At 69.9% G+C, this 19,772-nt stretch carries 20 protein-coding genes; 9 read left to right on the top strand and 11 right to left on the bottom strand.

What is annotated here, in order from left to right:
• The first annotated feature begins 9 nt into the window (after positions 1-9).
• Positions 10-1,338: a PPOX class F420-dependent oxidoreductase gene (locus FB464_RS00595; protein WP_116415575.1), complete on the top strand. Its 1,329-nt coding sequence runs from the start codon at positions 10-12 to the stop codon at positions 1,336-1,338.
• A gap of 103 nt (positions 1,339-1,441) precedes the next feature.
• Here FB464_RS00595 and FB464_RS00590 read toward each other — a convergent pair whose 3' ends face one another.
• From FB464_RS00590 to FB464_RS00575, 4 genes are all read right to left on the bottom strand, one after another.
• A complete protein-coding gene (locus FB464_RS00590; protein ID WP_116415576.1) occupies positions 1,442-2,602 on the bottom strand; it encodes an ABC transporter permease in 1,161 nt (386 codons plus the stop codon).
• Positions 2,599-3,522: an ABC transporter ATP-binding protein gene (locus FB464_RS00585; RefSeq protein WP_116415577.1), complete on the bottom strand. Its 924-nt coding sequence runs from the start codon at positions 3,520-3,522 to the stop codon at positions 2,599-2,601. Before FB464_RS00585 ends, FB464_RS00590 begins: the two co-directional genes overlap by 4 nt.
• A gap of 79 nt (positions 3,523-3,601) precedes the next feature.
• A complete protein-coding gene (locus FB464_RS00580) occupies positions 3,602-4,330 on the bottom strand; it encodes a response regulator (protein ID WP_281279719.1) in 729 nt (242 codons plus the stop codon).
• Entirely contained in the window at positions 4,327-5,703 is a 1,377-nt protein-coding gene (locus FB464_RS00575; protein WP_170151952.1) for a sensor histidine kinase, read from the bottom strand. Before FB464_RS00575 ends, FB464_RS00580 begins: the two co-directional genes overlap by 4 nt.
• A gap of 155 nt (positions 5,704-5,858) precedes the next feature.
• Here FB464_RS00575 and FB464_RS00570 point away from each other — a divergent pair, with 155 nt between their 5' ends.
• From FB464_RS00570 to FB464_RS00545, 6 genes are read left to right on the top strand one after another with little or no spacing between them, the layout of a single operon-like run.
• The gene (locus FB464_RS00570; RefSeq protein WP_116415579.1) at positions 5,859-7,610 is read left to right on the top strand and encodes an AMP-binding protein; all 1,752 of its coding nucleotides are present in this window, start codon (positions 5,859-5,861) and stop codon (positions 7,608-7,610) included.
• Between the two features lie 50 nt (positions 7,611-7,660).
• Positions 7,661-8,059, top strand: a complete 399-nt coding sequence (locus FB464_RS00565; protein WP_116416683.1) for a YidH family protein — start codon at positions 7,661-7,663, stop codon at positions 8,057-8,059.
• 58 nt (positions 8,060-8,117) lie between these two features.
• A complete protein-coding gene (locus FB464_RS00560) occupies positions 8,118-8,480 on the top strand; it encodes a YidH family protein (protein ID WP_116415580.1) in 363 nt (120 codons plus the stop codon).
• Positions 8,481-8,489: 9 nt separating this feature from the next.
• A complete protein-coding gene (locus FB464_RS00555; RefSeq protein ID WP_116415581.1) occupies positions 8,490-8,897 on the top strand; it encodes an acyl-CoA thioesterase in 408 nt (135 codons plus the stop codon).
• 12 nt (positions 8,898-8,909) lie between these two features.
• Positions 8,910-10,151 carry a low temperature requirement protein A gene (locus FB464_RS00550; protein WP_246092863.1) on the top strand — a complete coding sequence of 414 codons (1,242 nt, stop codon included), beginning with the start codon at positions 8,910-8,912 and terminating at the stop codon, positions 10,149-10,151.
• 2 nt (positions 10,152-10,153) lie between these two features.
• On the top strand, positions 10,154-11,200 hold the full coding sequence (locus FB464_RS00545) for an LLM class F420-dependent oxidoreductase (protein WP_116415582.1): 1,047 nt from the start codon (positions 10,154-10,156) through the stop codon (positions 11,198-11,200).
• Positions 11,201-11,302: 102 nt separating this feature from the next.
• Here the strand turns inward: FB464_RS00545 and FB464_RS00540 are convergent, their stop codons facing one another.
• Both FB464_RS00540 and FB464_RS00535 read right to left on the bottom strand, forming a co-directional pair.
• A complete protein-coding gene (locus FB464_RS00540; protein WP_116415583.1) occupies positions 11,303-12,283 on the bottom strand; it encodes a nucleotidyltransferase family protein in 981 nt (326 codons plus the stop codon).
• A 71-nt stretch (positions 12,284-12,354) separates the two neighbouring features.
• Positions 12,355-12,714 carry a SpoIIAA family protein gene (locus FB464_RS00535; protein ID WP_170151953.1) on the bottom strand — a complete coding sequence of 120 codons (360 nt, stop codon included), beginning with the start codon at positions 12,712-12,714 and terminating at the stop codon, positions 12,355-12,357.
• Between the two features lie 111 nt (positions 12,715-12,825).
• Between FB464_RS00535 and FB464_RS00530 the strand changes: the two genes are divergently transcribed.
• A complete protein-coding gene (locus FB464_RS00530; protein ID WP_142206568.1) occupies positions 12,826-13,035 on the top strand; it encodes a hypothetical protein in 210 nt (69 codons plus the stop codon).
• Positions 13,036-13,148: 113 nt separating this feature from the next.
• On the opposite strand, the gene FB464_RS00525 is transcribed toward FB464_RS00530, so the two are convergent.
• Positions 13,149-15,236 (bottom strand): DUF262 domain-containing protein, encoded by a 2,088-nt coding sequence (locus tag FB464_RS00525; protein ID WP_116415585.1) that lies wholly within the window; start codon positions 15,234-15,236, stop codon positions 13,149-13,151.
• A gap of 120 nt (positions 15,237-15,356) precedes the next feature.
• Between FB464_RS00525 and FB464_RS00520 the strand changes: the two genes are divergently transcribed.
• A complete protein-coding gene (locus FB464_RS00520; protein WP_116415586.1) occupies positions 15,357-16,130 on the top strand; it encodes a hypothetical protein in 774 nt (257 codons plus the stop codon).
• Between the two features lie 77 nt (positions 16,131-16,207).
• Here the strand turns inward: FB464_RS00520 and FB464_RS00515 are convergent, their stop codons facing one another.
• The 4 genes from FB464_RS00515 to FB464_RS00500 all read right to left on the bottom strand — a co-directional run bounded on the left by FB464_RS00515 (position 16,208) and on the right by FB464_RS00500 (position 19,756).
• Positions 16,208-17,113 carry an intradiol ring-cleavage dioxygenase gene (locus tag FB464_RS00515; protein WP_116415587.1) on the bottom strand — a complete coding sequence of 302 codons (906 nt, stop codon included), beginning with the start codon at positions 17,111-17,113 and terminating at the stop codon, positions 16,208-16,210.
• Between the two features lie 71 nt (positions 17,114-17,184).
• Positions 17,185-17,985 carry a hypothetical protein gene (locus tag FB464_RS00510; RefSeq protein ID WP_142206567.1) on the bottom strand — a complete coding sequence of 267 codons (801 nt, stop codon included), beginning with the start codon at positions 17,983-17,985 and terminating at the stop codon, positions 17,185-17,187.
• An 86-nt stretch (positions 17,986-18,071) separates the two neighbouring features.
• Positions 18,072-19,415 carry a molybdopterin molybdotransferase MoeA gene (locus FB464_RS00505; protein ID WP_116415589.1) on the bottom strand — a complete coding sequence of 448 codons (1,344 nt, stop codon included), beginning with the start codon at positions 19,413-19,415 and terminating at the stop codon, positions 18,072-18,074.
• Entirely contained in the window at positions 19,412-19,756 is a 345-nt protein-coding gene (locus tag FB464_RS00500; protein WP_116415590.1) for a DUF6457 domain-containing protein, read from the bottom strand. Before FB464_RS00500 ends, FB464_RS00505 begins: the two co-directional genes overlap by 4 nt.
• Between the last annotated feature and the right edge of the window lie 16 nt (positions 19,757-19,772).

Genomic DNA, 19,772 nt, shown 5'->3' with positions numbered 1-19,772 from the left:
GGAGCTCCCATGTCGATCTCGATGGCCGTGACCCGGATGCTCCTCCGCACGAGGCCGGTGGGTACGAAGGATGCCGCCACCGTGCTCGGCCGGGTCGCCGACCGGAAGCCGGCCGCCCCGATCCCCCGGGCCATCCACCGCCTCGCCACCGTGCGGGAGCTCACCGTCGACGGATGTCGCGTGGTGCAGCTGACCCCGAAATCGGGGGCGAGCGGGGCGCACGTGATCTACACGCACGGCGGCGTCTACGTGTACCCGCTCGTCGCGGCGCACTGGCAGATCATAGCGTCGCTCATCGCCTCGGGCGGGGCGACCGTCACCGTGCCGTTCTACGGTCTTGCGCCCGAACACCATGTCGACGAGGCGTACGACCTGCTCGACGCGGTGTACGCGGCGGCCGTCCGCACACACGGCGACCGGGTGTACCTCGCCGGCGACTCGGCGGGTGGCGGGCTGGCGCTCGGGCAGGCGATCCGGCTCCGGGATGCCCGACTCACCCCGCCCCGGGCGGTGATCCTCTTCTCGCCCTGGCTCGACATCACCCTCTCGAACCCGGAGGTGCCCGCAGCCGCCAGGCTCGACCCCATGCTCGCCGTGGCAGGCATGGTCGCGGCCGGGATGTGGTGGGCGGACGACCTCGACCCCCGGTCCCCGCTGGTGAGCCCACTCTTCGCCGACCTCGCGGACCTGCCACCCGTCTACGTCTACCAGGGTGCCCACGACCTGCTCGCGCCGGACGCGAAGGCGCTGGCCCGCGCGGTCGCGGCTGCGGGTGGGCGGATCGAGTTGCGGCTGTACGCGTCGGCCTTCCACGACTTCGTCGGGGCTCCGTGGACACCCGAGGCCCGACGCGCGCTCCGCCATGTGGGGAGCGTGCTCCGCGACGAGACGGCGCCGCGCGACCGTAAGCTCAGGATCATGACTCCCTCCGAACAGGCCGGCGCAGCCGCCGGATCCCTCACCGCGCTGGCCGGCGAACCGTTCGCATCGCTGACGACCTTCCGGAAGACCGGGGTGCCGGTGTCGACACCGGTCTGGGTGGCGCGGGACGGAGATGCGCTGCTCGTCGTGACGCCGTCCGAGAGCGGCAAGGTCAAGCGCCTCCGCAACAACACCCGGGTGGAGCTGCGGCCCTGCGACCGGCGCGGCCGGGTGCCGGCGGGGGCCCCGATGATCGAGGGCAGTGCCCGGATCATCGATGCCCCGGAGGAGGTGGAGCGTCTCACCGGAACGTTCCGCGCGAAGTACGGCTTCGAGTACCGCGTGGTGATGCTCATCGAGCGGATCGCGGCCCGCCGCCAGAAGCCGCGCGTGATGCTCCGCATCACCGCCCCCTGACGCGCGAGCCGCGCACGGTGCGTCGGCCGCGCGAGCCGCGCGCACTGGGTCGGCCGCGCGAGCCGCGCGCACTGGGTCCGACGCGCGAGCCGCGCGCGCTGGGTCAGCCGCGGAGCGCGTCCGCAAGCTTCACCCGGGCTCCGGTGCGGAGCAGCGAGTTCGCGTAGATCCGCGAACCCAGCGCGATCACCCCGGCCGTCACGACGACCAGCACCACGAGGGCGAGAAGCGGCTCCCACCACTCGGCCGTGCCGAGGAACAGCCGCATGGGCATCCCGACCGGCGCCGAGAACGGCACGTACGACATGATGCCGAGCACCACCGGGTTGTCGTTGAAGAAGATCACCAGGAAGTAGGGGATCATCACGAGCATCATCACCGGCGAGGTCACCGATCCGATGTCCTCCTGCCGGGAGACGAGCGCCGCGGTCGCCGCGTAGAGCGAGGCGAGCAGCACGAAGCCGAAGACGAAGAACACCACGAACCAGATGATCGACGGCCCGAGGCTCCCGAGCAGGGCGGTCTGGCCGGTGACGAGCAGTCCGATCCCCGCGAGCACGGCGATGGCCGAGATCTGCCCGAACGCGAGCAGGCTGTTGCCGAGCACCTTGCCGGCGAGCAGAGCTCGGGCGGAGATGGTCGACAGCAGGATCTCGACGACCCTGGTCTGCTTCTCCTCGACGACGCTCTGCGCGATGGTGCTGCCGAAGGTGATCGCCGACATGAAGAAGACGAGCCCGAACGCCAGCGCGACGAAGTAGACGATCAGGGGATTCTGGTCGCTCGGCTCCAGCAGCTGCACGGTCGGCGCGATGCTGAGCGCCTGCACCACTCCGGCCGGGGCCGTGTCGAGCGCGACGACCGTGAAGGGTGAGGCTCCGGATGCCGCCGACCCCGTGTCTGCGCCGAGAACGGCCGCGTCGACCGTGCCGTCGCGCACGAGTGCCTCCGCGGCATCCGTCGATGGAGCGACCCGCACGTCGAGACCATCGATCGCCTGCACGGTTGTGGCGACGCTGGATCCCTCGACGACGCTGACCTTGGGAGCAGAACTCATGCCGCCGACGAGACCGCCGATCACGACGGACGCCAGCACAGCGAACATCAGGATGCCCGTGGAGATCAGGAACGCCTTGCTGCGGAGCCGCATGGACATCTCGCGCTGGGCGACGAGCCGGACGCTCTGGCTGAATCGCGGTGTCGAGCGTGGTGCGGCCGACCCGGGCGCGGACGAACCGGGCGTGGTCGATCGTGGTGCGGTCATCGGACGACCTCCTTGAAGATCTGGGTGAGGGAGAGATGTTCGGGGGCGAAGCGGCGCACGTGTCCCCGGCGGAGGGCTTCGGCCAGCACGCCCTGCGCGACGGCGTCGGCGTCGGCGGCGGCCTCCGCTCCGGATGTCGCGGCGGCACCGTTCACCTCGAAGAGCGCGTACCCGCCGTCGAAGTCGACCACGGTGACCCCGTCGACGTCGCGCAGCCAGCCGGCGTCGACCGACAGCTCGATCTCGTAGCGCGAACCGCCGTGCTCGGCCTGCAGCTCGGTCTTCGACCCGCTCGCCCGGATCGAGCCGCCCGCGATCACCACCAGGTCGTCGCAGATGCGCTCGACGATGTCGAGCTGGTGCGAGGAGAAGAGCACGGGCACCCCGCGGGAGGCGTACTCGGTGAGCACGCCCTGCACCGACTCGACCGCGATCGGGTCGAGCCCCGAGAACGGCTCGTCGAGCACGAGCACCTCGGGGTCGTGCACCAGTGCTGCGGCGATCTGGGCGCGCTGCTGGTTGCCGAGCGAGAGGCTCTCGACGGTGTCGTCGGCCCGTTCGGTCAGCGACAGGCTCTGCAGCAGTCGTTCGGTGTTCGAGCTGGCCGCGGCACGGGACATTCCGTGCAACCGGCCGAGGTAGACGATCTGCTCGGCGACCTTCATCTTCGGGTAGAGCCCGCGTTCCTCGGGCATGTAGCCGAAGAGCGCGCGGTCAGCCGGGGTGAGGGCGCGGCCGTCCAGCGAGACCGATCCGGCGTCACTCGAGAGCACTCCGAGGATGATCCGCATGGTGGTCGTCTTGCCGGCCCCGTTGCCGCCGACGAACCCGGTCATCCGGCCGTCGCCGACCGTGAAGCTGACATCGTCGAGGGCCCGGCGGCCCCCGAACGACCTGGACACATTCGCGACTTCGAGCATGCTGTCTCCATTCCGTGGGTGATGCTTCCACGCTACGAAGGTCGCCGGCGGCGCGCATCAACCGCGAGGCGGGCTGCTCTCAGCCGGGAGGCTGAATCCCGGGCACGACGATCCCGTTCTCGTAACCGAAGACCACGGCCTGGATGCGGTCGCGGAGCCCCAGCTTCGCGAGGATCTTCGAAACGTGCGTCTTCACCGTCGCCTCACCGAGGTACAGCTCGCGCGCGATCTCGGCGTTCGAGCGTCCGGCGGCGAGCAGGCCGAGCACCTCCCGTTCCCGGTCGGTGAGGTCGGTGAGCTCCGGTACCGGGGCCGGTCGCCCGACCGGGCGCTCCGTGCCGCTCACGAGGTGCTCGATCACGGTGCGGGTCACGTCGGGCGAGAGCAGCGCCTCTCCGCGCGCGATCACCTGCACCGCCTCGACGATGCTCTCGGGCGTCGCGTTCTTCAGCACGAAGCCACTGGCGCCCGCTTTGAGTGCGTCGAAGAGATAGTCGTCCCGGTTGAAGGTCGTCAGCACCAGGATGCCCGCCGACGAGCCGCTCGCCACGATCCGCCGGGTCGCCTCGAGACCGTCCATGCCCGGCATCTGCACATCCATGCAGATCACCTGGGGCGACAGCTCGGCCGCGAGCGCCACCGCGCTGGCTCCGTCTGAGGCCTCGCCCACCACGTCGATGCCCTCCTCGGTCTCAAGGATCATCCGGAGCCCGACCCGCACGAGATGCTGGTCGTCGACGAGTAACACGCGGATCGGTGCGGTCGGCGTGGCCTCCGCCGGGTTCTGGATGCCCGTCCCACCGATCACGCGTGCACCTCACTTGGCGCGTCAGTGTCTTCCGGCGCGTCGGTGTCTTCCGGCGCGTCAGCGTCTTCGGGCGCGAGCGGCAGTCGCGCCCGGACGACATATCCCCCGCGGGCTTTGGGTCCGACCTCCAATATGCCTCCAGCGGCATCGACCCGTTCACGCATCCCGACGAGTCCTAGACCGGCACGTTCCCCGTCGACCTGCGCGCGACCGGAGCCGCGCCCGTCATCGCTCACCTCGATCTCGACCGCGTTGTCGAGATAGCGCAGCCGGGCATCCACCCGTACCGCGGCACCCGCGTGCTTCCGGCTGTTCGTCAGGGCCTCCTGCGCGATGCGGTAGACGTTCAGGCTCGTGGCGGGCGAGAGGGCTCGCGGGCTGCCGATGACCGAGAAGTCGACCACCAGGCCGGCCAGGCGGGTCTGGTCGATGAGAGCCGGGAGCTGCTCGACGCCGTGCGTGCTGGCGTCGTTGCCCGGGGTGGAGACGCCCGCCCCGGGCTGGCGCAGGGCTCCGAGCAACTGGTGCAGGTCATCCACCGCCTGCCTCGCATTCTGTTCGATGGCGGCGACGGCGGCAGTGGCTTTCGCCAGCTGCGCCGGATCCCCGGCGTGCTCGCCCCGCACTGTGGCGAGCACACGCCGGGCCGCTCCCGCCTGCACGCCCATCACCGACACGTGGTGAGCGACGACGTCGTGGAGCTCCCGGGCGATGCGCACCCGTTCGAGAATGACAGCCTGCGCCTGGCTGATCTCCCGTTCGGCCTGCAGTTCGCGCGTGCGCGTCTCCAACTGGTGCCGTGCGAGTGCCGAGGTCCACGCACTGTTGCCGAAATAGTAGGCCGCGGCGAAGTAGAGCAGGTTCTGCAGCACCTGGAACGCCGCGAGAGCGACGAAGGGATCGAGCATCCCGTGGCCGCCCATCGAGAAAGCGGTCGGAGCCGTCGCACTCACCAGCAGGAAGGCGAACAACCAGAGGAACATACCCACGATGATCACCACTCGCACGGTCGTGGCGACCCTGCGACTGCGACCCCACGCCCCGAGCGAGTAGATGGCGATGAACAGGCAGATGTTGCTGAACAGCACCTCGGGCACCGACAGCAACTGGCCCACGACGAAGGCAGCCGACACGACGACGGCCACGACGGCGGGGAACCTCCGGCGAAGGGCGAGGGATCCGGCGATCACGATCGCCCAGAGCACCGTGACCCACCAGGCTGCAGGCGGCGCCGTGACGATCGACGAGTAGAGGAAGGCGCTGGCCGCCGTGGCCAGAACCAGCAGACCGGCCAGGAGCGCATCCCGCCGAAGGGCCCGCGGGAGCGGACGGGGTCGCTGCCAGGGGAGGGAACTCTCGGTGGTTGGAGCCATGCGGCCACGGTAGCAAGCACCCGGGCCGGGGGGCATCCCTCTGCAGGCGGAGCGTGACACGGGGAGTCGTACACTGGGGCTGGCCGGGTGTTGCTCCACAGGCGGGGCTCTGCCCCTCTGCCGCCACACTTTCGTACCTCTGAGGAGACGACGCCATGAGCGAGACCCGGAACACCCGGAACATCCGCGCCGCGAGAGACCAGCTGATAGAGCTCGCGAACGACTACGACCGCGCTGTTGCCGAGTTCCGCTGGCCCGAGATCGGGCCCACGTTCAACTGGGCGACAGAATGGTTCGACGTCATCGCCCGGGGCAACGACAGGCCGGCCCTCTGGATCGTCGAGGAGGACGGCAGCGAGGCCGTCTACAGCTTCGCCGAACTGTCCGAGCGCTCCGACCGCGTCGCCGCCTGGCTGGCCGGCCGGGGCGTGAAGCAGGGCGACCGGGTCATGGTGATGCTCGGCAACCAGGTCGAGCTCTGGGAGAGCGTGCTCGCCCTCAGCAAGCTCGGCGCCGTCATCGTGCCGGGCGCGACGGCCCTCGGCCCGAGCGAACTCGTCGACCGGATCGCGCGCGGGCGGATCGTGCACGTGCTGACGAATGCGTCGGATGCCGGCAAGTTCGACGGAGTCGACGGCTCGTATACGCGCATCGCGATCGGGGCCGGCGACGGTGCCATCCCCGAGGGCTGGGCGGACTACCGCGACGCCCTCGCCGGCACCGCCGCCGCGACATCCGCCCCCGCCGACTTCGAGCGCGCGGAACCCGCCTCCGGAGATCCTCTGCTCGTCTACTTCACCTCCGGCACCACCAGCAAGCCGAAGATGGTCGAACACACGCAGACGTCGTACCCGGTGGGCCATCTCAGCACCATGTACTGGGTCGGGATGCGGCCGGGCGACGTTCACCTCGCGATCAGTTCACCGGGCTGGGCGAAGCACGCCTGGAGCCTCATCTTCGCCCCGTGGATCGCCGAGGCCACCGTCTTCGTCTACAACTACGCGCGGTTCGACGCGGTGAAACTGGTCGCCGAGCTCGACCGGGCCGGGGTCACGACGTTCTGCGCACCGCCGACCGTCTGGCGCATGCTCATCCAGGCACCGGATGCCCGGAAGCCCCGTGCGCTCCGCGAAGCGCTCTCCGCGGGCGAGCCTCTGAACCCCGAGGTGATCAGCCGGATCGAGTCGCGCTGGGGGCTCACCATCCGTGACGGCTACGGGCAGACCGAGATGACCGCCTCCGTCGCGAACACCCCCGGCAGCCCGGTGAAGCCCGGCTCGATGGGGCGCCCGCTGCCCGGCGTTCCCGTCGTGCTCGTCGACCCGGTCTCCGGCGAGCTCGCCGACGAGGGCGAGCTCTGCCTCGACCTCGCCCAGCATCCGTTCACGCTGATGACCCGCTACCTCGACGACCCCGAGCGGAACGAGGAAGTGACCCTCGGCGGCTACTACCACACAGGAGATGTCGCCTCCCGCGACGACAAGGGCAACATCACCTACATCGGGCGCACCGACGACGTCTTCAAGTCCTCGGACTACAAGGTGTCACCATTCGAGGTCGAAAGCCTGCTGATCGAGCATCCGGCGGTCGTCGAGGCTGCGGTCGTGCCGGCCCCCCATGCGACCAGGCTCACCACACCGAAGGCGTACATCGTGCTCGCCGACGGCTGGCTGCCGGATGCCGACACCGCCCGCGCGCTGTTCGTGCACGCCGCCTCGACCATGCCGTCGTACATGCGCGTGCGCCGGATCGAGTTCGCCGAGCTGCCGAAGACGATCTCGGGCAAGATCCGCCGCGTCGACCTGCGGCAGCTCGAAGACGAGGCGGACCGCGCGGGCGAGCGGCGCCCCGGCGAGTTCCGCGAAGAGGATTTCGCCGGGCTGCTCGACGGTGTGACGAGGCGGTGAGCGGCGAGGGCCGGGTGACCGGCGAGGGCCGGGTGACCGGCGACGGCACGGTGACCGGACGCGACACCCCCCGGGAGCATCCCGATCGAGCCCGCGGCCGCTTCCCGCGTCGGGTTTTCGGGCGGGGATCGGAACCCGACCCACGGTTCACCCTGGCCAACGAACGCACCTTCCTCGCCTGGATCCGCACCTCGCTGGCCCTGATCGCGGGCGGCGTCGCCCTCGAAGCCCTCGACCTGCCCCTCCAACCCGGTCTCCGGCTCGCCGCCTCCCTCGTGCTGGTCGTGGCCGGCATCCTCGCACCCCTCCAGGCGTGGTTCGGCTGGGCGCGCGTCGAACAGGCGATGCGTCTCGGCCGCGCCCTGCCGGGGTCGGTGCTGACCGCGCCGCTCGCCGCCGTGGTCAGCGTGGTCGGTGTTCTGCTGCTGCTCGGGTACGCGCTCCGGTGAACGCGGGCGGGCGGATGACCGGCAACCCTTCTTCGAGCCACGAGACGGCGGCGGGCGGATGACCGGCAGCACCCCGTCCGAAGGACCAGCCCGCGCGCGGTTCGACGACGGGCTCCAGGTCGAACGCACCGCCCTCTCCTGGCAGCGCACCGGGCTCGCCCTCATGGCAGGGTCGCTGGTCGGCGCGCGGATCATCGCCCCGGAGGCTGGCTGGTGGGGCATCGGGCTCGGGGTCGCCGGGGCACTGCTCGGACTGTTCGTGTTCGTGCAGTCCGGCATCCGGCACCGGCACGTGCACAGAGTGCTGACCGCGCCATCGCCGGCGCAGCTGCCCGGCGCGGTGCTGCCGGCCGTCGTCGCCGGGGCCGCCCTGCTGGCCGGGATCGTCGCGCTCGGCTACGTGATCGCGGCCGCCGGGTAGAGTTTCGACGTGAACAGCATCCGCCGCCCCTTCGCCACCCGCTGGAACGACAACGACGTCTTCGGCCACCTGAACAACACGGTCTACTACACCGCGATGGACACCACGATCACCACCTGGCTCGTCACCGGCGGCCACTTCGACATCGAGACCTCCGACACGCTGGCGTTCTGCGTCTCGTCGTCGTGCCGGTTCATCGAGCCGGCCGCCTTCCCCGACACGATCGACGTGACGCTCCGCGCCGGCAGGGTGGGAACGACGAGCATCGCGTGGGCGCTCGAGATGTTCCGGCAGAGCGACGGTGTCCTGGTGGCGACCGGCGAGTTCGTGCACGTCTTCGTCGGGCGCGAAACCCAGCGTCCGGTGCCGATCCCGGCGGCGCTCCGGGCCGCGGTCGAAGCCGAGCTCGTCGGCTGACGGGAGACGTTCGTGACGAGCATCCTGAGCCGGCTCGACCTCCGGCCCGTGCGGCCCCGCGACAAGCACGAACCGCACCGCGTCGCCTCGACGCTCGAGCTCTTCTTCGACCTGGTGTTCGTCGTCGCCGTCTCGCTCGCCGCCCAGACCCTGCACCACCTCGAGTCCGAACAGCACGTGGCCGTCGGGGTCGGTGCGTACCTGATGGTGTTCTTCGCCATCTGGTGGGCGTGGATGAACTTCACGTGGTTCGCGACCGCCTTCGACAACGACGACTGGCTCTACCGGGTCACGACGATCGCGCAGATGGCCGGTGTGCTCGTGCTGGCCGCCGGCGTCGAGGCGGCTATGGTGCACAGCGACTTCACGGCGGTGACGTGGGGATACGTCATCATGCGGCTCGCGATGGTGAGCCAGTGGCTCCGCGCTGCAGTGAACTCGCCGGAGTACCGGCGCACGGCTCTCCGCTACGCCGCTGGCATCACCCTCGTCCAGGCGGCCTGGCTGCTCAGACTGCTGCTGCCCGAGGAGACCGGGGTGATCAGTTTCGTCGTGCTGGCCGTCGCCGAGGTCTGCGTGCCGATCTGGGCGGAACACCGCCAGGTCACGCCCTTCCACAACCACCACATCGCCGAGCGCTTCGGACTGTTCACCCTCGTCGTGCTCGGCGAAGGCCTGCTCGGCTCGGCCAACGCCATCATCGACTCGCTGAAGGACACGGAGCACATCGTCTCCCTGGTGGCACTCGCGGTCTGCTCGCTCCTGATCGTCGCGGCGATGTGGTGGCTCTACTTCGCGACCCCCCTACACAGCCGGTTCGGAACGCTCCGCCAATCGCTGACGCTGGGCTATGCCCACTATGTGATCTTCGCGGCGGCAGCGGCGATGTCGGCGGGCATCGAGGTGCTGGTCGACTTCCACGGGGGCGAGACCGAACTCTCGTCCGTCGAGGCTGCCGCCACGCTCACCGTTCCCGTCGCCGTCTTCGTGCTGGCGGTCTGGCTGACCGCCGTGCGACCCGCGGCCACGGCAGTGGCCAACACGATCATCCCGCTCGCCGGCGTGGCGATCGCGGCGAGCGCGCTGCTGCCCTCCGCCGAGATCTGGACGGCAGCGCTGCTGGTGGCCATCGTCGCTACGCTGGTGGCGACAGGGCGCGATGGCACGAACCGCTCCGGGGTCGGCGATGGCAGCGATGCCGACAGCACCTCGGCCAGCGGCGCGGGCAGCGCCGACACCATCACGAAGGAGTGAGCATGAGACTCGGCATCACCATCGACTACGCCGAAGACTTCACCGGCGCCGCCATCGAGGTGCAGGGCTTCGAACGCGCGGGAGCCGACGTGATCGCCGTCTCCGAGGCGTACTCGTTCGACGCCGTCAGCCGCCTCGGCTACCTCGCCGCGATCACGAGCACCGTCACGCTGATGTCGAGCATCCTGCCGATCTACTCGCGCACGCCCGCCCTGCTCGCGATGACCGCGGCCGGGCTCGACTCCGTCTCCGGCGGCCGCTTCGAGCTCGGGCTCGGCAGCTCGGGCCCGCAGGTCATCGAAGGTTTCCATGGCGTGCCGTTCCAGCGGCCGCTCGGCCACCTGCGGGAGACGGTAGAGATCTGCCGGTCGGTCTGGCGCCGCGAGCCGCTGGCGCACTCGGGACGCAACTACACCGTTCCGCTCGCGGAGGGGCAGGGCACCGGGCTCGGGAAACCTCTCAAACTGATCAATCGGCCTGTGCGATCATCCATTCCCGTGGCGATCGCCGCCCTCGCGCCCCGCGCCGTGGAACAGACTGCCGAAATCGCCGACGGTTGGCTGCCGTTCCTCTACCACCCCGAACGGGCCTCCGCCGCCTGGGGAGCGTCGTTGCAGGCGGGCGCCGCACTCCGCGACCCCGCGCTCGGCCCGCTCGACGTCATCGTCGGCCTGCCCCTGTACGTCGGCGACGACGGCGACCGGATGCTCGAGGCCTACCGCCAGCGCATGGCCCTCTACCTCGGCGGAATGGGCGCCCGCGGCGCCAACTTCTACAACGACCTGGCCGTGCGCTACGGCTATGCCGACGAGGCCGCGCGCGTGCAGGAGCTGTACCTCGCCGGCGAGAAGGCGGCGGCAGCGGATGCGGTCCCCGAAGACCTGGTGCTGGCCTCATCGCTGATCGGAACGGAGTCCCGGGTGCAGGAACGGCTCGCCGCCCTCGCCGCCTCGGGCGTGACCACCGTCGTCGCGCAACCGCTCGCGCCCACCGCCGCCGGGCGGCTCGCCTCGTTCGAGGCGGCGCGCGCCGCCCTGCCCGCGGCCTGACCCGGCCCGCGCCGGCCCCGCCTGCCCGCGAGCCCGCCCGCCCGCGCCAGCTGCATGCCCGCACGGCGGCGGGCGATGGGCGGGACGAGGCGGCGGGGTGCGTCAGCGGTCGAAGGTCGCGAAACTCGGGCCGAAGAGTTCGGTGAGCCGGGCATCCACCACCGGGCGGTCGTCGTCGAGGTACGCGTTCACGGCCTCGCGGGCGTGCACGGCTGCCTCGTCGATCGGGCCCTGCGCCTCGATCCGCCGGCCGAGGGTCTCGGCCGCGCGCACCTTCTGCACCTGCGACGGGCTCGACAGGTCGGGCAGGCCCACCAGATCGTCGTGGGCGAGTTGCTCGAAGGCCCAGCAGAGGTCCCAGAGCAGATTGAACGACGGCTGCCGGAGGGCCTGGCGCACCACGGCCGTCTCCAGGTAGTACGACGAGACGGGCACCCGGTTCACGTGCTTCCAGACGAGGAGCAGCCGGATAAGCGAGCGGAGGTGCGAGTCGTCGATCCGGTCGATCAGCTGCTCCCGGGCGCCGGGCCGGTTCAGAACCCAGCGTCTCGCCGCATCGGGGATCGCGACCACCGCGCTGCCGGCGTCGTCCGGGGCCTCCACCGCAGGGATGAGCCGCAGCCGCACGGCAACTGGGGCGTCTGCGCTCCGGGCGTCGATGCCGGAGCGGGCGTCAGCGCCAGTGCGGGCGTCGGCACCAGCGCGGGCCTCGCGCTCGCGGTCGGCTGTGGGCGCGTCGACCAGCACCGAGTCGGACGTCGTACTCACGGACAGGTCGGGCAGGGCATCCTGAACGGCCGCACGGATGCCCTGCAGCACCCGCGCGAGCGACTTCGGCCGCGCGCCGCCCTGCACGACGAACACGTCGAACCGGCTCGCGCCCCGAACCGCAGTGCCATGCCGGAACGACCCCGCATCGACCAGCCGCAGCACCTCGATCGCGCCCCGGCCGACGCCGCCCGCGATGTCACCCGTCAGCACGTCGGCGACCCGGTCGCGCAGCGCCCTGTGCGCCTTCACCTCGTCGGCCGTCACTCCGGCCGCGGCGGCGAACTGCTCGAGAACCTCTTCGATCCCGTTCACCCGTGCTCCAGACCTCGCTCGCCTCCGAGCCTACGAGACGCGGGCCGCCCGCGTCACCCCCCGTCGTCGGCCTACGAGTTCAGCCACTCCAGCGCCGCGTCGCGCTCGTCGAGGCCGAACACCCGCACATCGGCCTGGATGAAGTGGCTCGCGCCCTTCGCCAGCGTCTTCAGCATCAGCGAACCGGTCAGCAGCGCCGCCCGGCGCACCTTCTTCTCCAGCCCCGCCGACTTCAGGTCCTCCCAGAGCGCTTTCGGCTCGATCTTCGTGAGGTCGATGTCGGAGTAGATGCCGAGGATGTCCGCCGGATCGTTCGCGTCAAGGAACGCCGAGAGCGCGTCGCGCAGCGCCTCGAACTCGGCAGCGTCGACCGCGCCCGCGTAGTCGATCTCGAAGATGTGGGAGTCGGGGAGCTGGCGGCCTGTGAGCATGAGCCCATTATGCGCCGCACCAGCGCGCCCGCGCACCCGCCGGGCCCTGTCAGGGCAACACGCCGTCCAGAGATATAGTCGACTGATACTCATTAAAGCGACAAGGGAGTCATGGACACCGTCTTCATAGACGAAAGCAAGACCCGCGGCTACACCGTTGCAGCAGCGACTGTGTCACACCGGGACATCCAGAAGCTTCGTCGAGAGGTCGCGAAGCTTCGAAAGAGTGGCCAGGCTCGAGTTCACATGGTGAAGGAAGGAGGCGAGTGGAAGTCCCGGATCGCACCACTCATCGAAGACGTGCAAGATCTGTCACGTTAAAGCGCGAAGCTCGGCACGCCGACCGTCCGGAAGGCTACCGAGCTCACTTTCTTCCGCTACTACAGAAGACATATTGAGCATATATCAAGCAGACTGGCGGCGCAAGCGCAGCGCTACATGACCGCGCCGATGTAGGAGTACTTGACGAAGACCTCGGCCGCGATGCCCGCTTCGTCGAGTACGCCCTGCAGGGCGGTCAACATGTACTTCGAATCCCAGCCCATGTAGAGGTAGTGGGATTCGTCGAGGGCGTCCCAGTGGCCGTTCCACGCCTGGGATTCGTAGATCGGGCCGCCTCGGCGAGCGCTGAACGCGACGACACTCTCCCGGGCATCCGCCCACAGCCGCTTGAAGATGCGGTTGAAGAGGTATTTGACGTCGTAGACCTCCCAGTGCTCGCCGCGGTACTCGACGTATTCGAACTCGCGCTCCCACCCGCGCGGCCAGCCGCGCCTCCGCGCCGCATCGAGGATCGGCGTGAGACCGTCGTCGTCGATCCCGACGGCGGCCGGGCGTGCCCAGACCTCGAGGAAGACCTCGGTGAGGCGGGCGGTACGCCGGGCTATGGCTGCCGTGCCCCATTCGGTCGCCTCGGCGAGTTCAGCGGTGGTGAGGATGTCGCTGCCTGCGTAGAGCGCACGCTTGACCGGGAACGACCGGTCGACGGCCCGCTCGGCGAGGGGCTGCTCGATCAGCGCCAGGTTGCCGAGGGTCTGCGCGAGGGCGCGGTGGCTGTTCTGCTCGTCGTCGGTGTAGTCGGTCCACGCGCGCGTGCCGTCACCGCTCCACGTGTCGGGCGGGGAGAGCGGGAAGATGTTCTCCACGTCGAACCCGGAGAGGCCGGAGAGGCCGCCCCCCGCGGCATCCGTTCCCCGCCCGGTGCGGTCGGCGATCCGACCGAGCACGTAGCCGGGGTGCGGCAGGTCGCTGAACTTCAGCGCCACGCGCACCCGCTCGTCGGACGGGGTGATGCGGGCGATTGCCAGAACGAGGGCCTCGGGCCCGAGTTCGCGGGCGCGGCAGAGACGCGCGACGACACGCTCGGTGCCGATCCCCACCACGGTGCGGCGGAGGAGGAGCGACTGGATGTGCTCGAGCACCCCGGTGAGCACAGCGGCCGTGGTCTCTCCGCGCGACCAGTCCCGGTATGCCCGGAGGGCGAGCGGATACGAACCCCGCCCGAACGTGTTGAGGAAGGTGAGCTGCCGGGCGATGCCCGGGTCGGGGGCCAGCGACGGGTCGAGCAGCACGCGATAGTCCGCGGAGAGCTCCCGCCACTCGGCCGCCCGCAGGCGCAGGGTGTCGAGGTCGAGCCGGGGGAACTGCTGCCGGAAGGCGTCGTAGACCCCGCGACCGCCCGCCACCGCGACCTCACGACCGGTGATCATCACAAGATAGTGGCGCCAGAAGCTGGCGATCGATTCCCCGGTGTTCTGCTCGATCGGCAGCCAGTAGGTGTCCTCGATCTCGCTCTGCTCCGCGTGTGAGAGACCCATAAGTACGTAGTTGTGGATCAGCTCGTGGTCGAGGAGCGGTTCGCCCGTGGAGTTCAGGCTCTCGAAGATCTGCTGAGCGTTCGCGTCGGCGCCGAGCGTGATCGCGACGTGCTCGAGCTTCTGCAGCCCCCGCCAGATGCGCGGCACCTCATCGACCAGCACCTGGCTGCGGAAGAACGCGTAGTTGTCGTCGAAACGTGAATCGCCCAGCTGGTCGCCTGCGCTGCGGCGGTCGAGCACGACGCTCTCGAAGACGTCGGCCCAGGCCCGGTGCGGGCGGAGTTTCGTGCGATCCGGGTCGGATGCCCGTACGAGCACGGCCTTGAGTTCACGGGCCAGTGCGGGGTTCTCGTCCGGCGCGTCGGGCGACTGCCGCGCTTCCTGCAGCACCGTGTGGTGGAGGGCTGCGACGAGGAGCATCAGCGTCGTGATGCGCTGCTGGCCGTCGATCAGCACCAGTTCGTCCGCCGAATCCGAACGCGGAGCATCCTCACCCGCGGCCGTCGAGAGGATCGATCCGATGAAGTGCCTCTGCCGGTCATCCGAATCGGCCACCGCACGGATGTCTGCGAGCAACTGCTCGCACCCGCCGATGTCCCACCGGTACTGGCGCTGGTACACCGGAACGACGATCGACGTCTGGGGGGCGGAGAGCCACTGCACGGTGTTGACCGCCGTGGCTTCGACGTTGGTGGCGCTGGACATGGTTCCGATCGTACAGACACCCTGCGCAGCCCATGGCCCACGCAGGGGCCGGATGTTAGGCTGACCTAACCTGGACCTGTTAAAACGTGCTGGTCCAAGACGAAAGGGCAAGATCTCACCATGGGATACATAAAATCCGCCGCTCTGGAAGAAACTGGCTACGTAGTGCTCGACCGCTACAACCAGGAACTCGACCCGAAAGAGTGGCTGGACATCGAATACAACGACTGGAAGTCGTCGGGTGACACCCGCTTCGCTCCTCTCGCCAGTGCCTTCGGAGCGATCGAGTGCAACGGCTTCTGGAACCACAAGCCGCCGCGCACCGACAAAGACGGCGTGTGGATCGACTCCCAGATCGAGAAGGCCCCGAACCTGACGCGTCGCGCGCAGGAGCCGGGTGCCAACGTCGGTCGCTGCCGCGTCATCGAGCTGCAGCCGAACGAGTATGCCGACACCCTCTACAACCTCCACCAGGACGACAACAACCGCCTGAACCCCGACGGCACGGGCTGGGTCGTGCGCGGCTTCTTCAACCTGACCGACGACGCGACCAGCTTCTTCGTGCTGCGCGAGAACCGCACCGACCCTCAGGGCGAGACCCGCATCGCGCTGCCCGCCGGCGCGCAGCTGATCGTCGACACCCAGCGCCTGTGGCACGCCGCGACCCACCCGGGCCCCGACCCGCGCTACTGCCTCATCACGTCGTGGGAGTCGGGCCCCGAGCTCGACGCCTACATCGAGAAGTACAACGGTGTGAACCACGTCGAGAGCGTCGAGGTTCCGCAGGATGTGCTCGACGCCGGGCAGGCCGAGCAGTCCCGCCGTCTCGCCGCCCGTGCCGCCGCCCTCGCGGCCCGCGGCCAGGCCGAGAACGCTGTGATGAGCGAGGCCTGATTCGCCTCCGCTCCCCCGCGTGATCCCAGTGCCCCGGCCTTCCCGCCGGGGCACTGCTGCGTCTGCGGCGGGCCGGGCTAGACGCCGATGGTGAGCGCTGCCGTGTAGCCGGCCGCGACCGATCCCGACATGCTCGCGATCTGATGGATGCCACTGTCGTTGCCGAAGACGTTGTCCTTCGCAAGGCTCGTCGACGCGAGGTTCCGCACGCTCTGCTCGTAGCCGCTGGTGGCATAGACCGCCTCGCAGGTCTCCTGGGGCAGCGCGATCTGGGACGTCTTGACGATCGGCCCCGAGGCGACCGCCGTCGCGACATCCTTGTAGACCTCGAAGTGGATGTGCGGCCACCGACCGGAGTACGCCGCCGGATAGATCGACGTGAACGACACGGTGCCGTCGGCGCCGACCTCCTGCACTCCGCGCAGGTAGTTCTCGTTCGTGAGACCCGATCCGTAGAGCGAGTACTCCCCGTCCCGGTTGCAGTGCCAGAGGTACACGGCCGCGCCGGCCAGCGCACCACCCGTCGAGGCGTCGCGCACCGTGAGCCGGATGGTCAGCGGCACCCCGGCGGCCGTCGTGGTCGACGATCCGAAACTCGACCGGATGTCGCTCCGCACGATGCCCGAATCGTCGAGCACGTTCACCCCGTTCGACCCGTCACCCGGGTAGGGACCGGCGGTCTCATCCGGAACCTCGGTGAGGTCTGGCTCGGGTGTCGCGGTGGCCGTGGAGGTCGCGGCCCCGGTCCCCGCCGTCGCCGTGGGGGTGGATGTCGCGGCAGCGGTCCCTGCGGCCGTCGACGACCCCGGGCTGGAGCACGCTGCCAGAAGCGACGCCACCGCCACGCCGCCGAACAGCCCGAGCACGTTGCGGCGGTTGACCAGAGTGCGGATGTCGTAGACCAGCCCGCGGTCGTCCTCGTCGATCTCGTTGCCGTCCGCGTCGCGCCATTCGGCGGTGCTCTGTTCGTCTGTCCCAGCCATTCCTGTGCTCCTTCTCATCGTTGCCTTCCAATGAGGAAAGCGGATGAGGCTAGGCGAACTCTCTGCGCCTCCTATGACCCGTCTATGAGATCTTTCTGCGGTATCGACGGTCGATTCGTGAGAGCGACCCCGACAGCGGCGGCCGTGCGCTTGGCCGCATGGTGGTGCTGTCCGCGGATGGTCACGATCCCCACGATCGCGACCCAGGCCAGGAACGGGAACGTCGCGAGCGCCGTCACGCCGGCACCGCCCGCGGAGAACGGATCGGTCGGGCTCGTACCGTTGAAGATCGCCGGAACCGTGACGAGGTTGGAGGCTGCGACCGCGAAGGCGAGCCAGCCCGTCCAGCGCGGCAGCACATCCGAAGCGAATGTCACGTACCCCGCCGCCGCGACGACCAGCGCCGTCAGCACACAGCCGACGGAGCCGAACATCACGATGTGCCCCTCGGTGAGCGCACGGATGACCGTGCCGCTGGCCGGCTGGTGGATCGCGTCGAGGGCGGTTCCGGCATCCATCGCGTCGCCGACCAGCGTGATCGCCACGAACACCAGGCCCGCGCCGTAGCCGAGGTCGGCCACCCACTGCATGTCGTGGCGCGTGTGCGTGATCAGCTGCCGGAAGCTCGCGAGGAACACGATCAGCGCCGCCATCAGGAACGTGTCGAGGAAGATCACGAAGAGCGTCGGGTTCGCCGCTGTGGTCATGAAGGCGGCGAGGGCATCCTCTTCGAACAGTTCGGGGCGGGTGCCGACCGTCGTGACCTGCACCACGAACTCGGCCGCCATCAGGGAGGCGACCGCGATGGCGGAGATGCCCGTCCACCGCCGGACGTCTGGTCTCAGCGTCTCAGCCCGTAGCAATCTGCCCATTCCCACGCTCCCTCCCTACGCCGATTCTCACAGGTTCAGGCCCATCCCGCATCGAGTGGGCGATTTGGGCCCAAAAACCGGTGGTTTTAGGGCCCGAAGTGCCCACTCGATGACGGTGGGAGGGGACGCCAGGGAACGGGGAGTGCGTCGAGGGACGAGCCCGCGGGGGCACCCTCGGCGGGGCAGACCAGCAGGCCGTCGGCGTCAGCGAGCCCACGCATCATGGCCGAGCCCGTGAAGTCGTTCAGTACGGCACGGCCGTCGACGAGGCGGAACGGGCTGAACAGCGCAGCACCGGGGCGCCCCTCGACGGCGTCCCGCGTGACCACCTGCGACACCGGCGGCAGCGGTGCGGCCGCGAACCCGGCGAGCAGCGGATGCCCGAGAACGACGAGAGCCACCATGGCCGCGAGGGGGTTGCCGGGCAGCCCGAGCAGCAGGCATCCGCTCGGCAGCCGTGCGAGAAGCGACGGCCCGCCCGGGCGCATGGCCACACGATCGACGATCAGCTCAGCACCGATCTCGCGTAGCGCGTCGTGCAGGTGGTCGGCACCCGATCCGCCCGTGCTGCCGGTGGTCACGATCAGGTCGACACCGGGTTCGAGGCCGTCTGAACGTCGGAGCTCTGCGACGAGTTCCGCTCTCGAATCCCGCGAGCGCGACACCCTGACGACGTCCCCACCGAGGGAGCCGACGAGAGACGGGAGGGTGACGCCGAAACTGTCGCGCACGAAACCGGGGCGGGGGATGCCCGCCACCTGCACCTCGTTGCCGGTCAGAACGAGCGCTACCCGTGCGCGGCCGCGCACCGGAAGATCGTCGTGACCGCAGGCCGCAGCGACGGCGAGGTGCGCCGGATTCAGCACAAGGCCTCTGCGGAGCACGATGTCGCCTCTGCGCGCCTCCTCGCCCGTGGGTCGGATGTGGGTGCGGGGGCGGTTGGGGGCGGGGTTGGGGGCGGGGTTGAGGTTGGGGTTGGGGTTGGCTGGCGGGGCGGCGGCCTCGGGGTTGGCTGGCGGGGCAGCGGCCTCGCTCAGCTTGTTCGTGTCGAGTGTTGCGCGTTCCGTCGGCACGATCCGGTCGGCGCCGGGCGGCACGAGCCCTCCGGTGACGATGATCCGCGCCTCGCCGGGAGAGAGAGGTACCAGTGAGGGGTCACTGCCGGCACGGGTCGGGGCGAGCATCCACGGTCCGTCGCCGCTGACAGCCCAGCCGTCCATCGCGGACGAGGCGTAGTGCGGCACGTCGCAGAGCGCAGCGAGGTCGGCGGCCAGGGTCCGCCCGGCGGCCGAACCGAGCGGCACCGTGACGGCGGGAAGGGCGGCCGCCGCGCGGTGGGCATAGACGCGCGCCTCCTGCCAGGCCGGGCGGATGCTGGGCCCGGGTGGGTTCGCGGCCTGTGGGTTCGTGGCCTGTCGGTTCGCGGTCACTGTCCGGCGTCGGCGTCGGCGTCGGCGTCGGTGACGGTGACGGCGGCGTACGACTGGTGTTCGGCGAGCAGGGCGTGGGTCGCCGCGATGGCGTCGGCGACGGCGGTGGCGGGATCCGTTCCCGCCCCGGCAGCGCGCCCGGCCGCGAACCCCACCACGAAAGTGGTCAGGGGTGCGGCGGGTCGGAGCACCGTGTGCGCGGCGTCGCCGGCGAGGGAGAGGATGGCCGCGACATCCACCGCCAGACCGACGTCGAGGCCCGCCAGCCGGAGGGCATCGCTGAGGTCGGCGGTCCACTCCTCGAGCGTCTCGCGTTGGGCATCGTCGTCGGTGCGGGTCATGGGTTCTCCAGATCGG

The organism is Subtercola boreus (genome assembly GCF_006716115.1).
GTDB lineage: Bacteria > Actinomycetota > Actinomycetes > Actinomycetales > Microbacteriaceae > Subtercola > Subtercola boreus.
This window is presented reverse-complemented; position numbering and strand designations above follow the sequence as displayed.

Coding starts and splice junctions, on each gene's coding strand:
- FB464_RS00545 (WP_116415582.1), top strand. CDS start 10,154: ATGAGACTCGGCATCACCATCGACTACGCCGAAGACTTCACCGGCGCC.
- FB464_RS00530 (WP_142206568.1), top strand. CDS start 12,826: ATGGACACCGTCTTCATAGACGAAAGCAAGACCCGCGGCTACACCGTT.
- FB464_RS00575 (WP_170151952.1), bottom strand. CDS start 5,703: ATGGCTCCAACCACCGAGAGTTCCCTCCCCTGGCAGCGACCCCGTCCG.
- FB464_RS00510 (WP_142206567.1), bottom strand. CDS start 17,985: ATGGGCAGATTGCTACGGGCTGAGACGCTGAGACCAGACGTCCGGCGG.
- FB464_RS00500 (WP_116415590.1), bottom strand. CDS start 19,756: ATGACCCGCACCGACGACGATGCCCAACGCGAGACGCTCGAGGAGTGG.
- FB464_RS00520 (WP_116415586.1), top strand. CDS start 15,357: ATGGGATACATAAAATCCGCCGCTCTGGAAGAAACTGGCTACGTAGTG.
- FB464_RS00595 (WP_116415575.1), top strand. CDS start 10: ATGTCGATCTCGATGGCCGTGACCCGGATGCTCCTCCGCACGAGGCCG.
- FB464_RS00535 (WP_170151953.1), bottom strand. CDS start 12,714: ATGCTCACAGGCCGCCAGCTCCCCGACTCCCACATCTTCGAGATCGAC.
- FB464_RS00515 (WP_116415587.1), bottom strand. CDS start 17,113: ATGGCTGGGACAGACGAACAGAGCACCGCCGAATGGCGCGACGCGGAC.
- FB464_RS00590 (WP_116415576.1), bottom strand. CDS start 2,602: ATGACCGCACCACGATCGACCACGCCCGGTTCGTCCGCGCCCGGGTCG.
- FB464_RS00570 (WP_116415579.1), top strand. CDS start 5,859: ATGAGCGAGACCCGGAACACCCGGAACATCCGCGCCGCGAGAGACCAG.
- FB464_RS00585 (WP_116415577.1), bottom strand. CDS start 3,522: ATGCTCGAAGTCGCGAATGTGTCCAGGTCGTTCGGGGGCCGCCGGGCC.
- FB464_RS00525 (WP_116415585.1), bottom strand. CDS start 15,236: ATGTCCAGCGCCACCAACGTCGAAGCCACGGCGGTCAACACCGTGCAG.
- FB464_RS00560 (WP_116415580.1), top strand. CDS start 8,118: ATGACCGGCAGCACCCCGTCCGAAGGACCAGCCCGCGCGCGGTTCGAC.